Genomic DNA, 18,050 nt, shown 5'->3' with positions numbered 1-18,050 from the left:
TTTATCGTGACTATCGTCACCAAAAAATTAAGGCCATTCCTTCATGAAAGAATGGCCTTAACCCTGTAACCAAGTCAGTGTCTTAACAACAGACTATTCTTGTCTGTAAGATTTTTCACCAATCTTGCCACATGCAAAAGCAACGATTGCCCCAATAATGGAAACAACAAACGCCCAGAACAATGCCGTACTGACATAGCTCAAAGTTTTGTTCGTATAATCAATCGCCTTTTTCTTCATGTCATCAATTTGAGCCTGAAGCTGCTTAGCTGCATCATCTGCTTGCTGAATTGATTCTTGAATGCTCTGATTAAGCTGGTCTACGCTTTGTTTTGCATTATCAACAGCTTGCTCTGCGCTCTTCTGATCAAAACCATTCTGCTCAAGAAGTTTCACAGCATTGTCGCGATTAAAGCCATCTGTCGTCTTTTTAACGCGGTCAGACAACTTTTTCTGTAAAGCGGTCAAATACTGATCTGCATTGCTAGGATCTACAACGATCTGCTTTGCTGTTGCTTCGACATCATTCGTCGCATCTTGCAGATTTTTCTGAATCTGGTCAGACTGCAACCCATCGATTTTTACATTATGTAGACTATTATTCAGTTTGTTCGAAACTGCATTCCAATCCACATTATTGGCAATACCCTGATTTAAGGTTTTTGCTCCTTCAGAAACCGCAGAACCAATTGTATTGGCTGCCCCCCCTAAAACAGAACCTGAAAAACCAAGAACACTTCCAGCTGCTGATTGTGCCGTATTGAGCGTTCCCGTTACAAAAGCAGAACCTCCCAAAATAGCAGCTAAAAGCAAACCAGCCCATGTTGCGACACCATGAATGCCACCATTTGTTCCGGCTAGTCGACCTGCAACAAATGCTCCAAGAGCATTACTCAAAAAAATACCGATACCCAGTGGAACGATAAAAGACCATCCCAAACTTGAGAATGGATGATCATGAGTGAGATCAATGCTTCCTATTCCCATAGAGAAGCTAAGGGCTAGGAATGCCGCTGCGAAAGCGCAGGAAATACCGCCCCCAATAATAACGGAAGAAATCGAACTTGGACGGATAACCAAGTTTTCTTCCTGGAATGTCCCCCTAGACATCGCTGATCCTTTCAAAATGCTTACCAGCGATGCTTTAAAGCAATTCCCCGCCAAGAGTTCTTTTACAATAAAAAAAAATTAACTCAGGTGAAAATATTAAGAAAAAAGCCAGCTTTGTATTAAGGTTTTATTTCTAAAACAGAATAGAGCAACATTGTATCAAAAAAAGCTACAGAAAATAATCTGTAGCTTTTTATAAATACTAAATTTAAGCAGCGTGCGACCGCTTTAATTGTCTTTCCTGCCAAAGCACTAGCAGAGCATCAACCAGTTCATCAATCGCTTCATTAGAGTGAAGTGGTGTAGGTGTAATCCGCAACCGCTCTGTGCCTCTCGGAACGGTTGGATAATTAATCGGCTGGATATAATGACCAAAGCGTTTCAATAATTCATCTGACAGCGCACGGCATAACTCTGCGTCACCGACCATAACCGGAACAATATGGCTGGGATTCAAAATATGCGGAATACCAACACGATCCAACGCATCTCTCAAATAGGCCACAGCACGTTGCTGCCCTTCCCGCTCCGCACTACTCCGCCGCAAATAGCGAACGCTGGCGAGGGCACCCGCAGCAACCATGGGCGGTAAAGCGGTAGAGAAAATAAAGCCAGAACCAAAAGAACGAACAAAGTCACACAGAGGTGCAGATGCAGCAATATACCCCCCCACAACGCCGTATCCTTTGCCTAACGTCCCTTCAATGACCGTTAAACGATGGGACAAGCCGAGCTTTTCGGCAATACCGGCTCCCTGATCTCCGTACATCCCCACCGCATGCACTTCATCAAGATACGTCATGGCACCATATTTATCAGCTAAATCACAAATAGCCTCAATCGGTGCAATGTCCCCTTCCATGGAATAAACGGATTCAAAAGCTATAATTTTAGGGATATCTCGTGGAAATGCTTTCAAGCGCTCTTCCAAATCTTCTACATCATTATGACGGAAAATCTGTTTTTCTGCACGAGAATGTCTGATGCCTTCAATCATAGAAGCATGATTCAATGCGTCTGATAGCACGACGCAATCACGCAAACGCCCTGCAATGGTTCCTAATGTTACCCAATTTGACAGATAGCCAGAATTAAAAAGAAGAGCACTTTCTTTGCCATGCAATGACGCCAGCTCTTTTTCCAGCTCTACATGATAGTGGTTTGTCCCTGAAATATTTCGGGTTCCACCCGCTCCTGCTCCTGTTTCATCCAGAGCCGCATGCATGGCTTTTAACACATCAGGGTGCTGCCCCATTCCCAGATAGTCATTGGAACACCAGACCGTAACATCCCGCCCTAAACCATAATGATACGCTTTAGGGAATTGCCCTGAATGCCGCTCCAACTCAGCAAAATAACGATAGCTGCCATCTGCACGCAAACCATCCAGAGCTGACTGAAACATCGCATCATAATTCATCGTGTTTTTTCCATCTGATTTACGCCTCTACCCGCCATCATACAAAGCTTCGCCTTATCAGCCATTAACTTTGTTATAACGACCACAAGCTATTCTTCAGCTTATATCAAACACGTTTCATAAACCAATTCAGAGAGCCGAGACAAATAAAAGGCTCTTTTCACTCTCATAAGAGAGATTTCTTATTCTCTATAATCCTTCGGTCGTCCGGATAATATGTCGCTTTCGAGTGGACACACGCCCTTTGGAGGCAATACATTTCTCTCTCATTTGTGCCGAAGTGAGCACACCGCCTAGCATCTCCCCTGAAGCCTCCTCGCACCCCGCATGCATAACAAAGCTCAAAACCGCTTCATAATCGATATTCGTGGCATAAATCCTTAAACCTAAATTTCTAAATGTCTTTAAAATACCTAAATAAAAATCAACCGCGCGTGTATCCAGTAAAGAGCTGTGTCCTGCTCCCACCCCTCCAGTAGGCATCAAAACAGAAGCATCAAACAACACCCCATCCAATAACCCCCCAATAGAGCGGCGCCACATAAGCGACAGGCTTATATCCGTTTTTCCTAAACCTTTGATAAAAATGCGTGCACCTTGATCACGTAATGTCGCCCAATAATAAAAAAGCCTCACATCATTCTGCGCTACACAACTCTCGGGTATCAGCACATCCAAACAAGACGCCGATAAATCACTTTCCGAAAGAAGTTCACATAGCTGAGTTACAGTCTCATGATTAAACGTTTCATCTTCAAACGATACCATCAAACGCTTATTACTTGACCAAGACGCAGCTTGAGCGAATGCAAATCTCAGCAGTTCATGATTAATATTTTCATATGGTTTTTCTCTCTGGGAGCGCCCACTGCGAGAAATCCTACGAGGAATAGCAAGCCAACACTGGCTAATATCAATTTGAGCCCCGAGTAGAGTATAATCTTCACCCTCTCGACGCTCCCAACGCGGAAGCCACTGCAAATCAGGCAAAGTGTTTTTTTGTTTTGCACGACGGTTTCTTAAGTTTGTAGCAAATATTCCTACACTTGAAACATCGTAATGAGATGAATCTAAACCAGAGTAACCCTCCGCATCTTTATCCAAAATTAATAAACACTTTCTCTTAGAATCCTTTTTTCCTTGTATAATACTCTTCAATGGGAAACCCCTTTTTGTCCTGCTCTTACAAAATAAAGTATATCCCCTAATTTTTCTTTAATTCCTTATCTCTTTAAAACACCCCACTCCCTAAATTTGGACAAAGCTGATACTATTTCTATCTTTATATATTCCAAGCCATTCCTCCTCTCAGGATCTTATTGATGACGGCAACTCCTTCCACTTCTTCCAAGGGAAATTCTTTTAAGGCCCTTCTTCCCTTCTGGCAGGTCACTTTTGCCTCTTTCTTGGGATGGTTTCTTGATGCCTTTGATCAAACGTCCCTCATGTTCACGTTGCCTGATATTGCCAAAGACCTAGGATGCACTCTTTCCGCCTTGGGAGTGGCACTCATCGCCCAGTCATGGGGGCGCGCAATTGGTAATACGGGCTGGGGCTGGCTTGCCGATCGCTATGGCCGACGTATGGCTTTTATGACTGGAGTGATCTGGTTTGGTGTGTTTTCAGCCATGACCGGCCTATCACACAGCCTTCTTATGCTCGTCTGCGTACAATTTATGTTCGGAATTGGATTTGGCGGGGAATGGACCGCCTCAGCAAGCCTCCTCATGGAAAGTGTCCCTGCGTGGACACGTCCCATGGCTTCGGCTCTCATGATGTCAGGTTATGAAATAGGATATTTTGCCGCTGCGGCGGCTCAGGCTTTTATACTTCCTCATTATGGATGGCGCGTTCTTTTCTTTATTGGTATCGCCCCGGCTTTACTTGCTATTTTCATCCGTATCGGGGTACCAGAAAGCCCCGTTTGGCTAAAAAACAAGGCTCTACAGCAGCAAAACCCAACACACACGAAACAACAGTTTTCTTTCAAATTTACACCGGCAGCCTTACAAGCCATCTTTTTCATGACCTTTCTTGAGTTCCAAAAGGCAGCAATTTATACTTTTTATCCAACTATTTTACGTGGAAGCCACCACCTCACCCCACAGCAAATATTCTTACCAATCGCTATTTACTGTGCCGGGTCTTTTATTGGAAAAATTGTGTGCGGATGGTTGGCAGAAATCTTTGGAGATACCAAAGTTATGCTGAGCGCAATCGGCATTGTGATCCTCACCATATGGCCGTTTCTAAGTGCTCACTCTTGGAACATGCTTTTATGCGCCGCTTTCATTATGGGAGCAGCAGCTTCAGGCGTATTCGCTCTGGTGCCATACTATCTAGCCCAGCGTTTTCCATCTGAAACACGTAGCTTCGGAATGGGCTTAGGGTATGCCTTAGGCTCCATTGGGCAAGGGATAGCGGGATGGATTATTCCCTTTATCGGCCGGACACCGACAACACTCCCTCTTACAGCAGAAGCTTTCGTTATTAGCTCAAGTCTTATCACTACCGGTATCGGGATGATAAAACCAAAAGAGCTTCCCGGCCAGATCATGGAAGGGGATGAAAAGAGCACAGCGCCTTAAAGAGACTCTGCCAGCCATTCCGCTACTCTAATCCCATCAATACCAGCAGAAAGAATTCCCCCAGCATACCCCGCACCTTCCCCTGCGGGGAAAAGCCCTCTGACGGTTGGGCTTTGCCCATCCCCGTCCCGTGCCAAACGAATAGGAGATGACGTCCGGGTTTCAACCCCTGTCATTACGGCATCACCCATTGAAAAGCCTTTCAGCTTTCTTTCAAACCGAGGTAAAGCCTCTCGAATGGCTTCCGTAACAAACTCCGGCAAACACTCAGCCAGATTGGCTGGCTTCACGCCAGGTTTATAGGACGGCACAACGCTTCCCAATTCAACAGAGGCACGCCCAGCTAAAAAATCCTCCACACGCTGTGCTGGAGCGCGATAATCGCTTCCCCCTGCGATAAAGGCTGCTTTTTCCCATTTCCGTTGAAATGCCATTCCTCCCAAAATATCCTCTGGGAAGTCCTGCTCTGGTTTAACTTCAACCACAATTCCACTATTCGCATTACGTTCTGCCCGCGAATATTGGCTCATCCCATTTGTAACAACCTGCCCTTCTTCAGACGTTGCCGCTACAACTTGCCCTCCGGGGCACATACAAAATGAATAAACAGCACGTCCGTTTGATGCATGATGCACCAATTTATAATCTGCTGCTCCTAACAACTCATGCCCAGCGTACGAACCAAACCGTGCGGTATCAATCACTGATTGTGGATGCTCAATCCGCACACCAATGGAAAACGGTTTAGCCTCCATTGCGACATCTAAGTTTCGCAAAACTTCAAATGTGTCACGTGCAGAATGCCCAACAGCAAGCACCACACGCTCGGCTGGTAAGGTTTCGCCCGTAGAAAGATGAAGGGCCTTCACTCGGCGGTCATGACCACTCCCTTCAAGGTCCAACCCATCAACCCGGGTTTCAAATCGATATTCTCCACCCAAACGTTCAATTTCTTCTCGTATAAACATAACCATCGAAACGAGACGAAAGGTTCCTATATGCGGTTTGGAAAGATACAGAATTTCTTCAGGGGCACCGGCTCTCACAAACTCTTCCAGCACCCTCCGCCCCAAATGCCTTGGATCTGATACGCCAGAATATAATTTCCCATCAGAGAAAGTTCCTGCGCCACCTTCTCCAAATTGCACATTACTTTCAGGAGTTAAAACGGACTTACGCCATAAGGCAAAAGTATCGACTGTGCGTGAGCGGACATCTTTGCCACGCTCAATAATAATAGGTTTTAGCCCTATTTGCGCCAATGTAAGAGCAGCCATCAAGCCACATGGCCCCGCACCAATAACAACAGGCCGAGGGCTCCCTTGTGGCAATTGCGCTATCGGCAGCTGATACGTTGTGTCTGGCTTAAGCCGCACATGCTGATCGTCCTTATACTGCTCCAGCACACGAGCTTGCATTTCATCGCTTAAAAGACAATCAACGTTATAGACCAGTACAATCTGCCCACGTTTACGTGCATCATACCCACGGCGAGCGATCTGGAACTCTTTTAATTGTTTCTCTTCAAGCCCCAGACGTGCCAAAATCGCTCGCTCTAGATCCTCCTGTGTATGCTCTATCGGCAGACGCAGCTCTGTGATGCGTATCATTCGCTATGCTCTTCCTTAGCGCTTTCCTCTTCTTGGGCCTTAATCTCATCATTAACGCCTTTAGGCTTATAGCGATGAGCCCCTTTTATTTCGTCACCATTCTCCGCATTCTCCGCCTTTGGCCCGGTCATAGAACCTTCCATAATACGGTCCATAATCGCCAGAAGAAGGCCTGACACGACAAAACACAAATGGATGCCAACGCTCCATTCCAAAGAACGCGTGGATGTTTCGTCTACCCGAATAAAATCAGCTAACACATGTATCGCGGACATCGCGACAATAGAGGCCATCAGCTTGATCTTAATATCCCCAAACGTGATATGCCCTATCCACGCGGGATAATCTTCATGTTGCCGAATATCGAGCCGTGATACGAAGTTTTCATACCCCGAGAACATAACAATCAGTAACAGATTTGCTAAAAGAACCAGATCAATCAGATCCAGCACACCAACAAACACATCGTCAAAATCCAACCCAATGGATTTGATAACCAGCCTAATCAGGTGTTGGAAAAACTTAAACGCAACAAGAACTAGCCCAACACTCAAACCAAAATAAAGCGGAGCAACAATCCAACGTGTTGCAAAAAAAGCCCGCTCCAGCGTTTTTTCCAAACGCCGGGTCCGAGGGTTTGATGTTGTAGATTTTTCTGATGGAGAATGAGATGTCGTCATACTTGTTCTTTACGATTTTACATCGCCAGATACTACTAGCCTTTAGCAATATTCTATAGAAAAACACATAATTCCCATTTTTCAGACTGTCCCCTTTAACAGCCGCATATTTTTTCTAAGAAAATATCAGAACACTCTTGGGCAAAAGAACCTTTATCCGATATAACAAGCACTCCATATCCGATAATGTTGTAAAATGTCTGACCACAACCATCTCCACTCCGACCATGACCACCATGATCATGGGCACGACCACCATCATAATCATAACGATCATGATCATCACCATGGATTTGGGTTTGGCCATCAACATACACATGCCCCCGCTAACTTTGGTAAAGCTTTTGCTCTCGGGATTACCCTCAACACGCTCTATATTGGCGCAGAAGTCTTTTGGGGCATTTGGGCGCACTCGCTCTCATTGCTAGCCGATGCAGGGCATAATTTGTCTGACGTCCTCGGTTTAGGAGCTGCTTGGCTGGCTGAAACGCTTGCTCGCCGAGCCCCAACTACACGCTTTACCTATGGGCTGCGCCGCTCTACCATTCTAGCTGCCCTTATTAATGCGACTATTCTTCTCCTTGTAACAGGCGGAATTATTTGGGAAGCCTGCATCCGTTTATTCTCACACACCCCTGTTCAAGGAACGGCTGTCAGTTGGGTGGCATTCATCGGTATTCTCGTCAACGGCCTCACAGCTCTTCTTTTCATGCGGGGAGCCTCCAAGGATCTCAACATCAGAGGGGCTTTTCTACATATGGCCTCTGATGCCGTTATGTCTCTTGCCGTTGTTATCGCCGGGATCATTATTGCATGGACAGGTTTTGCAATCATCGACCCGATTGTCAGTTTAGTTGTTTCGCTTTCCATTGTTATTGGCACATGGTCTCTCATGAGAAGTTCTCTTGAACTTTCATTAGATGCTGTCCCTCAAGGCATTTCTCCAGAAGAAGTCAGAACAGCTCTTCTCAGCATTTCTCATGTTACGGGTTTACATCACCTCCATATATGGGCCATGAGCACCACTGAAACGGCATTAACAGTTCATCTCACGAGCAATGCTACAAGCTCACACGATACCCGTCAGATCCTAACGGAAGCCACGCTTTTACTTCGGAGCAAATTCAATATCTCTCATCCCACGTTTCAGATTGAAACCAGCGTTTCAACTGACTGCGTAGAACAAAAGACCTGTTGCTAAGATCTCTTCATGAATACGTCTCGTATAAAAATTGCCCGTGCATCTATTGGCGTCAGCCTTGTGTGCCTCTCAATTAAATATAGTGCTTATTTCGTTTCCAATTCGGATGCGTTGCTTTCTGATGCCATCGAGACGATTCTAAACGTAATTGCTGCAATAGGCACGCTTTGGGCTCTCTCCATTGCTGTTCTTCCTGCTGATGACAATCATCCTTATGGCCACGGTAAAGCAGAATATCTATCTGCCGTTATTGAAGGTGTTTTGGTTGTTTTAACAGCTCTTGGTATCCTCATTATTGCCATTCAAGACTGGATGCATCCTCATCCTGTCAAAGCTCCTTTCTTTGGAATTGCCCTTAATGCTCTCGCGGGATGCATCAATCTGATCTGGGCACGCACTCTGATCAGCTTTGGAAAGCGGAACTCATCTCAAGCCCTTTTGGCGGCGGGTGAGCATGTTCAATCTGATGTTTGGACGACTGTTGCTCTCGTTCTCGGGGTTTCCCTCATCCCCCTTATTCATTGGGACAAGCTTGACTCTGTTTTATCGGGGCTTGTTGCTCTCAATGTTCTTTATACAGGTTTTTCCATGATGAGCCGCTCCATGTCAGGCTTAATGGATGAAGCTCCTGAACCAAAATGCGTTGACAATGTGCGAGCCATTATTTCCAAAAGCGGCACCGGCGCGCTTGAGGCACATGACCTCAGAATACGTAAAGTCGGCACTCTCTATTTTGTTGAGTTTCACCTCGTTGTCCCAAGCGAAATGAGCGTTCATGATGCACACGTTATTTGCGATGATATCGAAGCAGCCATTCGTGAAAACCTAGGACGATCTTCCATCCACATTCATGTTGAACCCGCAGATAAAGCAAAACATTCAGGCGTTCTCGTTCTTTCCTAAATAACCTTACGACAACTCATTCACTTTAAAACTGAGGATGCCATGCAACACTTTCATGTTAATATACGTAAAATATTTTGTTCTTTTTATACTTGAACGTTCCAGTATCCTTGCCCTCATGGAAAAAGACTGGCAAGTGCAATAGATAATATCTCGCAAAGACTTTCTTTAATTTACTGAACCTTCTTGCGCGGACGTAATATACGTGGCCGATACACAGCCCCCTTCTGCTACTGAGCTAAATGCGCCCCACAAGGAGCGCCCCTCGCGTCATGCGCTTCGACACAAAGATCGCATCCATTATCTGCGTCGTTCTGCCCGAAGAACAACCAATCAATGGCGGCGCTCCATCACCTACTGGATCGGTGCAATTCTCATTGGGGTTATTGCTGTTCTTTTCGCTCAGATGGGGGATAAAGCAGCAGATTTACGTACAGAAATTATTAACTGGCACCCTTGGGCGATGCTCTTTGTCGCCCCGCTCGGTATGGCATTTATTACATGGATGACTCGTAGCGTTTTTAAAGGCTCGCAAGGCTCTGGTATTCCACAAACCATTGCTACACTACATATTTCCAATTACACGCTCGTTGATCGTATTCTCAGCCTCAAAATTTCTGTTGGGAAGATCCTTCTTACATGTCTTGGCCTCATCTGCGGCGCTTCTATCGGGCGTGAAGGGCCTAGCGTACAGGTCGGGGCATCGATTATGCATGCCTTCTCACGTTTGCTTGGCCAATCCAACGTTGCGGCCAAACGAAGCATGATCCTTGCAGGAGGTGCCGCTGGTATGGCGGCTGCATTCAACACCCCTCTGGCTGGGATTGTCTTTGCTATTGAAGAGCTATCTCACTCATTCGAACAGCGCACTTCGGGCAGCACTCTCACAATAGTAGTCGTATCTGGTGTGACCGCCATTGCTCTCGTTGGAAACTATACCTATTTTGGCCGCGCGGACGTTGATATTCCTGTAGGAACGGCATGGATTGCTGTTCTCACCTGCGGTATTCTCGGTGGGCTGGCTGGGGGAAGTTTTGCGGCTCTTGTTATCCGTATTTCCAAAGGTCTTCCGGGGTTCTTAGGACGTTTCTCCAAAAATAAGCCCGTTCTCTTCTCTGCCGCTTGCGGACTGCTTATTGCTATCTTTGGTCTTATCTCTCACGGCACAACGTACGGTACAGGCTACCAGCAAGCACGCGGCATCTTTTCTGGGCATGATCATTACCCATTTTCCTTTTTTGCCCTTAAATATATTACAATGCTCATTACCTATTGCTCTGGAATACCCGGTGGTATGTTTGCACCCTCCTTATCTATTGGTGCAGGAATTGGGGGGTGGGTTGAGCAATTCCTTCCACATACCACACCAGGTGCTGTTGTTCTTCTTGGGACTGTGGCTTACTTCTGTGGAGTAGCTCAAGCCCCCCTTACCGCAACCATCATTGTGATGGAAATTAGCGATAATCAACAAGTCACGCTTGCTCTGCTGGCAACATCCTTTTTAGCCTTCGGTGTGTCTAAAATGATCTGTCCTCGCCCTCTTTATGGCGCACTAGCAGATCGCTTTATGGAAAACCTCGACCGCACGCCTCCTGCAGAGCCGCAAGAAAAAGCCCCAGAACAGAAGAGCGCGCATCATTAAATCCTCTTAGCTCCTAACGTCTTTTGAATATATTTAGCCATGATCCTTCTCTCTTCTGCGGCTCATGGACGAACCGATTAAGCAGATATAGTGGAGGGTTAGGTAACTTTGGTGCCTCATCCAAGCTGGTATTAATCTTTTCAAACCGACCATCATGCAAATATAAAAAATCATTACGAATTTCTTGATAATCAGCACAAATATAAGGCAACCACCCTCTTTCTGCGAGGCCTAACAACCTTTGGAACCATCCTGAATATTCATAATCCCAGCCTCTTCCACACCGAGATAACTCTGGAAAACGCTCTAAGAATTTCACGGCAAGCTCATACGCATTATCGGTAGAGGCATCTTCCCACCCAAAATATTTAACTTCCTCATTTCTTCCTATGGAAAGATGCACAGCATCATAAGTTGACGCTTCTTCTACTAAGGCTCCATGTGTTTTTGAAAATATAGAATCAGGCCCTATCGTTAAACGCCAATATGCTCCACTAGGAGAAAAAGCAGGCATTATCCGTAATCGTTGGTGCCCCACCTTATGCAGTTCACTGACCATCTGTAGAACCAGTATTGAGCGCTGAACAGCAAGGTCCAAGTTTTTATTAATATTCACAAGAATACCCGACACACAACGCTCAGAAAATAATCGTCACGTTAGTATTGCGATAAAAGAGAATGGGCAGCTGCGTCTGCTTGGACGGCACACTCTCCAGCATCTGGTGAAATCGCCTGATTTTTCATCGCCAGAACTTCCTGACGCGCCTGCGTTAAATCATCTTGTATTTCAGGACGTGATAATAACACATCCATTTGTGCAGATGCGTTCAAAAACCCGGCTTCAACATCCGTTTTCCAATGCACGCCGCAGACAATACGACTTTCTCCAAAAATACGCCCTCGTTGCAATATCTCTGCTGCACGTTCTGGGTAAATATGAGCTAGAACTAATGCCATCCCATATCCTGCAGTGGTATGCCCAGATGGATAAGACGAATGAAAGCCCAGCCCTTCTTTTGAAGTACATACTGGCAAATCTGTTCCAACAAACGGTCTTGCTCTATGCCAGTAATGCTTTGCTTCAGACGTCCTATGCTCAACAGTCTTGTCCATCATATGCAAAAGATGCTCCAAATGTGGTGCTTGTTTTACATCCAATTTAAACCCAACAGCACAAGAAAAATCATCCACCAAGTGCACCGAATCTAATTCAGCATCTCGCTGTGCCAAATACCAGCGTGGTGTATTTTGAAGCTTTCGTGTTGCACGAAACACCTGATCATCGTCCGCTTGCGCACTACTTCCCGGCGAAGGAGGGGAAGGCAAAATAATACGCGCATCCGGGGCTGTATTTTTGGGAAAACTATCCTGAATATCGTGCGCTACAGCACAAATTGGCAACGCCAATCCGAAGCCGATTAAAAAAGAAGCATGCAAAAAAGATTTCATAAAGAATTAGGAACCTAGAATTAAAATCACGTGTCAAATTTTCATAAATACAATCTAAAATATAGAGTATCTTCGTATTTTTACAAATCTTTCATAATTTTTTTGATTTAAGCAAAATCATGAAATAATTTTTATGTTACTTAAACGTGATGGTGTAGTAGCAGAGTGGAATATGCAGAATAACGAAAAAATACTAACAGATCTCAACTCTGCTAATAAAAGTAACGATCGTATAGCCTATTACCACATACTGTCTTCCAATGGAGATCCATATGGAGCATTAGCCCTTGGGGTCGTAAAACAGTCAACAATAACAGGACGGGTTGCCAAGAATTTCGCTCAATTCATTGCGGCTTATGCTTACACCACACTCAATGCAAAACGTTGGGAAGCTATCAGTTTAGGCCTCATGAGGGCTGATTATGAAGCACGTGCACAGCTTGCTCCAGATGACTCTCTCTTAGGGTTATCTTGGCATACAATAGAAAGCTACCACACACGGCTTTTTGAAGAAAATAATGTCCCCGGGCGCGCTTGGACTGCCTTTATCCCTCTAAAACTTGCTGGCCTGACCAATGCTGCGCAACTTTGGAAAGATATGCTCTTCCATGGCCCTATTACGATCGGGCTTGAGACCACGCATGATGTTCTCTCTCCATTAGCCAAACAACACGGCTTGCAAAATATTTCCCGAAACCTGTCTGACTTGGATAGCTTGCGCCAAAGCCGTAAAGCCGTCCAAATTATGACAGGGCTAGATCATCTTTCTAACGAACAAAGCGACGCTCTCCTCTGGACAGCGGGTATTCTACATGCTCTTGTCCCAACAATCTGGGAAACAATTTTTTACACCATAAGGCACTTTATCAGTCGTTTCAGTGAAACATTGGCTATCATTTTTGGGCATGTCCTTAGTCGTACGCTGCCCTACCACAATTTAAGAAAACACCTCATGCACGCACACATGAAGCAAGAAGGAAAGTAAGATCATGGATCATCAACCAGAACTCACCAACCGTCCTCGTATTGCTATTCATTATTGCACTCAATGTAACTGGCTTATGCGATCCACTTGGATGGCACAGGAGCTTCTGTCTACTTTTGGAGAGGGGTTGGGCGAGGTTGTCCTTATCCCCTCAACAGGCGGAATGTTTGAAGTTTATGCCAATAATATTTTGGTGTGGGAACGTAAACGAGATGATGGTTTCCCCAGCCCAAAAGAATTAAAACGACGTGTGCGTGATATTATCGCACCGACAAAGCCTCTTGGTCATATCGATCGCGTAGATCAGAAAGAGAAAGTCTCCCTCTGATCTAACACTACACTTTCATCCTTGTGAGGATAAATCCATCACACCAACAATTCCATCTTCCGTGCCAAAAATCAGTGCCCCCCCTTGAGGGGTAAATGCTAAGGACGATACTTTCCCTCTCGCTTTAACCTGCCCAGAGCACAGCGGCAAAACACGCTGATCATCCCCGCCGATTTCTGCAAGCAGAACAGTTCCATCTTCAAACCCAGCGGCTACGATATCTTCTTTCGGGTTTGGACAAACTGCACTCACAAACAAACTCGGTAGACGCGCCAATTCCACTGGCGGCTTTCCCATCGGCCCACCACCAAAGAACGGCCAGAGAATAATGGCATCTGCGCCTGATGTCGCAAGCCATTTGCCATTACGGGTAAAGCCCATCGAATGCACCTGCTTGGGATAGCCACTCATACGCATGTTATGCCCATCCGATAGGCGCCACCCATGCAGCTCATTCTCCTGCATGGATGTCACTAAAGCGTCGCCACCTGGATGAATAGCAATCCCAATATGACTGCCTTTCCATTCAAACGGCCGTACCGTATCCACCTTGGCCTGTACGAACCACATAGATGCGCCATTATAATGGGACGCAGCAACACGCTTACCTTTCCCATCAAACACCACACCCGTGACCGTAGAAGGATGCTCCAGAACTTTCAGTGTCTGGTGTGCCTCTGAAGCTTTACGTAATTCAAGCTGCTTTCCTGATGAAAACGCAAAATGCGTCGTCGTTGAAGCAAGGCATTCAATCCAACGCTTGCCTTCATGCAGAACATCCACACGCCCATCGGCATATGTGCGCAAAAGCTTGCCATCTTCTCCGCCCGTCAAAAATGCATTTTCAAGACAATCCTGAGCAAGGCTTAACGTCCCATCATGCCCTTCAACAACCTTCCATGCGTCTGGATTTCTTAATTCATCCCTTGGAATAAGAATCAACTCTCCATCCGCTGTCGCCGCAGCAAATGTCTTGCCATCACGGGATGAAACCACCTGCACAACGGGGCTATCAAAACGACGCTCTGCCCCACGATCTGCGATCAGTTCATGATGATCTATCATGCGATACAACTTTCAAAGCCACGACGTAAACGAGGACGATTCAAATTCCGACCGATAAAGACCAAACGTGAATCTTTACTTTCCCCTTCACGATACGGGCCAATAAAATCTCCATCCGCCATCATATGCACCGCCTGAAAAGCAAACCGCTGATCATGGTCTTTAAAATGCAAAATCCCTTTAGAGCGTAAAATATCAGGCCCTTGTTCCTGTAAAATCGCTCCTATCCATGCTTGAAAACGCTGCTGATCGAGAGGCTCACTTACAGAAAGTGAAATACTCGTAATCCCCTCTTCATGAGAGTGATGATCACTTTCTAAAAAGTCAGGCATGGTCGTTAAAGCGCGTTTGAGGTCAAACCCACCACGATCCAAAATATCCGCTAGTTTCTGAATACCGCCGTGCTGCGCTTCATGAATTTCTGCCACAGCATTTATTTTGCGGATACGATCCACAATTTCCTTACACCGTTCAGCATCTGCCAAATCGACTTTATTCAGTACGATTACATCAGCAAACGCAATCTGATTAACGGCCTCAGGGCTTTCATCTAACGTCTGCATCACATTAAACGCATCAACAACGGTTACAACCGCATCAAGCCGTGCCTTTTCACGTACATTCTCATCCACAAAGAATGTTTGAGCCACAGGGGCAGGATCAGCCAGCCCCGTCGTCTCAACAATGATCCCATCAAACCGACCACGGCGGCGCAAAAGCTTTCCTAAAATACGGATCAAATCACCACGGACTGTACAGCAAATACAGCCGTTATTCATTTCAAACACTTCCTCGTCTGCATCCACAACGAGGTCATTATCAATGCCTAATTCACCAAATTCATTCACAACCACAGCATATTTTTTGCCATGTTCAGCTGTTAAAATATGGTTCAATAACGTTGTTTTCCCAGCTCCGAGAAAACCTGTCAAAACCGTTACAGGAACAATCCCCGTACGATCCGTTTCATGATTACCTGACATGAGTGAGCCTCCATAAATCTTCCCTTAATATAAGCTCAGGAACACACTCTTGAAACGCCTATTGCGTAAAAAATATTTGGTTATTTTCCTAATAAATACATGACAATGTAATCAAATAATAAGTTCGTGTATTTGAATGAAAATTAAACTCATAACATTACACCTGTAATATAAATCTGAATTGACTCATTACACCCCTGAAGTATGATTTAACTTATATGAAACGATATCTTACTCCTGCTGCGTTGCTGATGGCCTGTGTACTCCACCCCCATACCGCAAACGCACAAGAAACTCCTAAAACCAAAACTCCCGCTCCACCGGTTACGTATTTTCTAACCAATCAGGATGACCCAACTCATCATAAAATGACCGTCTCCATACCTTCGGATTACTTTATAGATGGGATGACTCCAGAACCGGGGTCAACGGATCTTTCTTTCTTGTTAAACATCTCTTGGCCATCTTGGATTGGGGACCCATATGGAGATGATCGTGGTGCACTACGTATCCTTGGAGGAATAACTCAGCCCGATCAAAGCGACGACTTCATAAATCGTGATTATTTTTTAGGGTTAAACTCGGTACAATCTTGGGAAATGCCCAAAGATCGTAAACCCATGCCACCCCAATTCGTACCTGTTCAAAAAAATCCTCTCCAAACCCCAACAGGGCACGGCATTCAGGAAGTCATTCGAGATAAAGCGATTGATGTTCTTCTGAATAACGACGTTTATGTACTAATGCATAACCGTGACACACCAATTGTTTGGTTAGCTTGCAATAAAAACGGTGTTGTCCCCCAATGTGAAGAGAATTTCACTTTCAACCATCTCCAATTGAAAGTCAGTTATCCGAGATCTCGCGTGGCCTCATGGTTCGACATTATGGCGGACATTAAACACAAATTTTCAACTTTCATCACAAAACCTTAAAGAACACCCTCATGAGCCTTGACCATAATGCTGACAGAAATACGAAAATTATTGCAGAATTAAAAACCCCACACGACAATAGAGATCGCCCTGGTTATTATACTGTCCTTAAAAGACATGCAGACCCGTACGGTAATCTTGCTCTAGGCGTAGTTAATGCGAATGCTTTTGCCGGTCTTGTTGCTATCTATTTTATCAAAGGAGCTTCTCTTTATTATAATAAGAAAACACTTAGCGACTCTTCATGGTTAGATATTAGTATAAACTTGATGCTTGCTGACTTCGAATTCCGTGCAAAAATTATTCCACCTAACCGAATTACCTATCTCTACTGGACTACAATCCGTGACTACCATCAAAGAACTTTCGAAATAGCCGGCATCCCAAGACTGGGATGGACTGCCTATATCCCTCTTGAAATTGTCGGTCCTTCCAAAGGTGCTGATTTATGGAACACAATGCTCAAACATGGGATAGTCTTATCGTCATTTCATACTGTTGTAGATGTTCTAAAGCCAGTTTACGATCAATTCGCACGAATAAACGCACAGCTTAGTAAACCACCGTTAGAGGGTATGCCGTCCATTCCGAATAATCTCACAGAAGACGCGGCTCTAGTTCTTATTTTAACTGACATTGCCACTCATATTTCTGGCTATAAAGACGACCTTTTAAAAATAAAAGGACTCTGCTCAACACGGGAAACCAAGCATGCTTATGACTGGTTATGGATTATGATTGTCCACGCGACTATCCCTGCTTCCACAATCAGTGTCGGCAAAACAATCAGCACCAATTGGCGCGGCACAAAACACACCATTCTTCATTTATTCCATCTTGTCGATGCATGCTGGAAAAGCAGCACGACGATATCAGCTCTTAGCTAGTGCCCCTCTCTTAAGAGAAAGTGCGATAATCTTCTCTTTCTCTTAAATTCAAGAGTTAAACCATATTTTAAGAAAAATACCTTTTTACTTGTTCAATCACATATTATTGAACATACAAGATATGGTTATTATTCCTATAATAATGCAAATAAAGCTTGTCTTTTACGTATAGAAAAATTAATGGCTTATTGAAAATGAATTTATTTTATATTTTTCCTCTTTTTTACACATTTTTTACCAACAATACTCCATCTTGCATTTATA

Annotated in this window: 17 protein-coding genes; 8 read left to right on the top strand and 9 right to left on the bottom strand. The window is 44.9% G+C overall.

Annotated elements, in window-relative coordinates:
• Window positions 1-93: 93 nt before the first annotated feature.
• The 3 genes from E3D00_RS06505 to E3D00_RS06495 form a co-directional block, all read right to left on the bottom strand.
• A complete protein-coding gene (locus E3D00_RS06505) occupies window positions 94-1,110 on the bottom strand; it encodes a hypothetical protein (RefSeq protein ID WP_141461011.1) in 1,017 nt (338 codons plus the stop codon).
• A gap of 208 nt (window positions 1,111-1,318) precedes the next feature.
• Window positions 1,319-2,530 carry a 5-aminolevulinate synthase gene (gene hemA / locus E3D00_RS06500; RefSeq protein ID WP_141461009.1) on the bottom strand — a complete coding sequence of 404 codons (1,212 nt, stop codon included), beginning with the start codon at window positions 2,528-2,530 and terminating at the stop codon, window positions 1,319-1,321.
• A gap of 189 nt (window positions 2,531-2,719) precedes the next feature.
• On the bottom strand, window positions 2,720-3,634 hold the full coding sequence (locus E3D00_RS06495; protein WP_181441941.1) for an EAL domain-containing protein: 915 nt from the start codon (window positions 3,632-3,634) through the stop codon (window positions 2,720-2,722).
• A gap of 218 nt (window positions 3,635-3,852) precedes the next feature.
• On the opposite strand from E3D00_RS06495, the gene E3D00_RS06490 reads away from it, so the two are divergent.
• On the top strand, window positions 3,853-5,118 hold the full coding sequence (locus E3D00_RS06490; RefSeq protein ID WP_141461005.1) for an MFS transporter: 1,266 nt from the start codon (window positions 3,853-3,855) through the stop codon (window positions 5,116-5,118).
• Here E3D00_RS06490 and E3D00_RS06485 read toward each other — a convergent pair.
• A complete protein-coding gene (locus E3D00_RS06485; RefSeq protein ID WP_141461003.1) occupies window positions 5,115-6,728 on the bottom strand; it encodes an NAD(P)/FAD-dependent oxidoreductase in 1,614 nt (537 codons plus the stop codon). The genes E3D00_RS06490 and E3D00_RS06485 overlap by 4 nt on opposite strands.
• Window positions 6,725-7,408, bottom strand: a complete 684-nt coding sequence (locus tag E3D00_RS06480) for a TIGR00645 family protein (RefSeq protein ID WP_141461001.1) — start codon at window positions 7,406-7,408, stop codon at window positions 6,725-6,727. Before E3D00_RS06480 ends, E3D00_RS06485 begins: the two co-directional genes overlap by 4 nt.
• A 196-nt stretch (window positions 7,409-7,604) precedes the next feature.
• Here E3D00_RS06480 and E3D00_RS06475 point away from each other — a divergent pair, with 196 nt between their 5' ends.
• The 3 genes from E3D00_RS06475 (at window position 7,605) to E3D00_RS06465 (ending at window position 11,154) form a co-directional block, all read left to right on the top strand.
• Window positions 7,605-8,609: a cation diffusion facilitator family transporter gene (locus tag E3D00_RS06475; RefSeq protein ID WP_141460999.1), complete on the top strand. Its 1,005-nt coding sequence runs from the start codon at window positions 7,605-7,607 to the stop codon at window positions 8,607-8,609.
• Window positions 8,610-8,618: 9 nt separating this feature from the next.
• Window positions 8,619-9,512: a cation diffusion facilitator family transporter gene (locus E3D00_RS06470; protein ID WP_141460997.1), complete on the top strand. Its 894-nt coding sequence runs from the start codon at window positions 8,619-8,621 to the stop codon at window positions 9,510-9,512.
• A gap of 205 nt (window positions 9,513-9,717) precedes the next feature.
• Window positions 9,718-11,154 (top strand): chloride channel protein, encoded by a 1,437-nt coding sequence (locus tag E3D00_RS06465; protein WP_342777663.1) that lies wholly within the window; start codon window positions 9,718-9,720, stop codon window positions 11,152-11,154.
• A gap of 13 nt (window positions 11,155-11,167) precedes the next feature.
• Here E3D00_RS06465 and E3D00_RS06460 read toward each other — a convergent pair whose 3' ends face one another.
• Together E3D00_RS06460 and E3D00_RS06455 are read right to left on the bottom strand one after the other, a co-directional pair.
• Window positions 11,168-11,785, bottom strand: a complete 618-nt coding sequence (locus E3D00_RS06460; RefSeq protein WP_141460995.1) for a hypothetical protein — start codon at window positions 11,783-11,785, stop codon at window positions 11,168-11,170.
• Window positions 11,786-11,811: 26 nt separating this feature from the next.
• On the bottom strand, window positions 11,812-12,603 hold the full coding sequence (locus tag E3D00_RS06455) for an acid phosphatase (protein WP_141460993.1): 792 nt from the start codon (window positions 12,601-12,603) through the stop codon (window positions 11,812-11,814).
• Window positions 12,604-12,736: 133 nt separating this feature from the next.
• Here E3D00_RS06455 and E3D00_RS06450 point away from each other — a divergent pair, with 133 nt between their 5' ends.
• Both E3D00_RS06450 and E3D00_RS06445 read left to right on the top strand, forming a co-directional pair.
• The gene (locus tag E3D00_RS06450; RefSeq protein ID WP_141460991.1) at window positions 12,737-13,588 is read left to right on the top strand and encodes a hypothetical protein; all 852 of its coding nucleotides are present in this window, start codon (window positions 12,737-12,739) and stop codon (window positions 13,586-13,588) included.
• 4 nt (window positions 13,589-13,592) lie between these two features.
• On the top strand, window positions 13,593-13,916 hold the full coding sequence (locus tag E3D00_RS06445) for a SelT/SelW/SelH family protein (RefSeq protein WP_141460989.1): 324 nt from the start codon (window positions 13,593-13,595) through the stop codon (window positions 13,914-13,916).
• 15 nt (window positions 13,917-13,931) lie between these two features.
• Here E3D00_RS06445 and E3D00_RS06440 read toward each other — a convergent pair whose 3' ends face one another.
• Both E3D00_RS06440 and E3D00_RS06435 read right to left on the bottom strand, forming a co-directional pair.
• Window positions 13,932-14,981 carry a WD40 repeat domain-containing protein gene (locus E3D00_RS06440; protein WP_141460987.1) on the bottom strand — a complete coding sequence of 350 codons (1,050 nt, stop codon included), beginning with the start codon at window positions 14,979-14,981 and terminating at the stop codon, window positions 13,932-13,934.
• Entirely contained in the window at window positions 14,978-15,964 is a 987-nt protein-coding gene (locus tag E3D00_RS06435) for a CobW family GTP-binding protein (protein ID WP_141460985.1), read from the bottom strand. The genes E3D00_RS06440 and E3D00_RS06435 overlap by 4 nt, the downstream gene beginning before the upstream one ends.
• A gap of 218 nt (window positions 15,965-16,182) precedes the next feature.
• Between E3D00_RS06435 and E3D00_RS06430 the strand changes: the two genes are divergently transcribed.
• Window positions 16,183-16,899 (top strand): hypothetical protein, encoded by a 717-nt coding sequence (locus tag E3D00_RS06430; RefSeq protein ID WP_141460984.1) that lies wholly within the window; start codon window positions 16,183-16,185, stop codon window positions 16,897-16,899.
• 11 nt (window positions 16,900-16,910) lie between these two features.
• Window positions 16,911-17,786: a hypothetical protein gene (locus E3D00_RS06425; RefSeq protein ID WP_141460982.1), complete on the top strand. Its 876-nt coding sequence runs from the start codon at window positions 16,911-16,913 to the stop codon at window positions 17,784-17,786.
• The last annotated feature ends 264 nt before the right edge of the window (window positions 17,787-18,050 follow it).

Origin of the sequence: Swingsia samuiensis, assembly GCF_006542355.1 — a bacterium.
In the GTDB taxonomy this organism is placed as follows: Bacteria; Pseudomonadota; Alphaproteobacteria; order Acetobacterales; family Acetobacteraceae; genus Gluconobacter; species Gluconobacter samuiensis.
The sequence above is the reverse complement of the archived record's forward strand: the minus strand, read 5'-3'. Positions and strand labels throughout refer to the sequence as shown.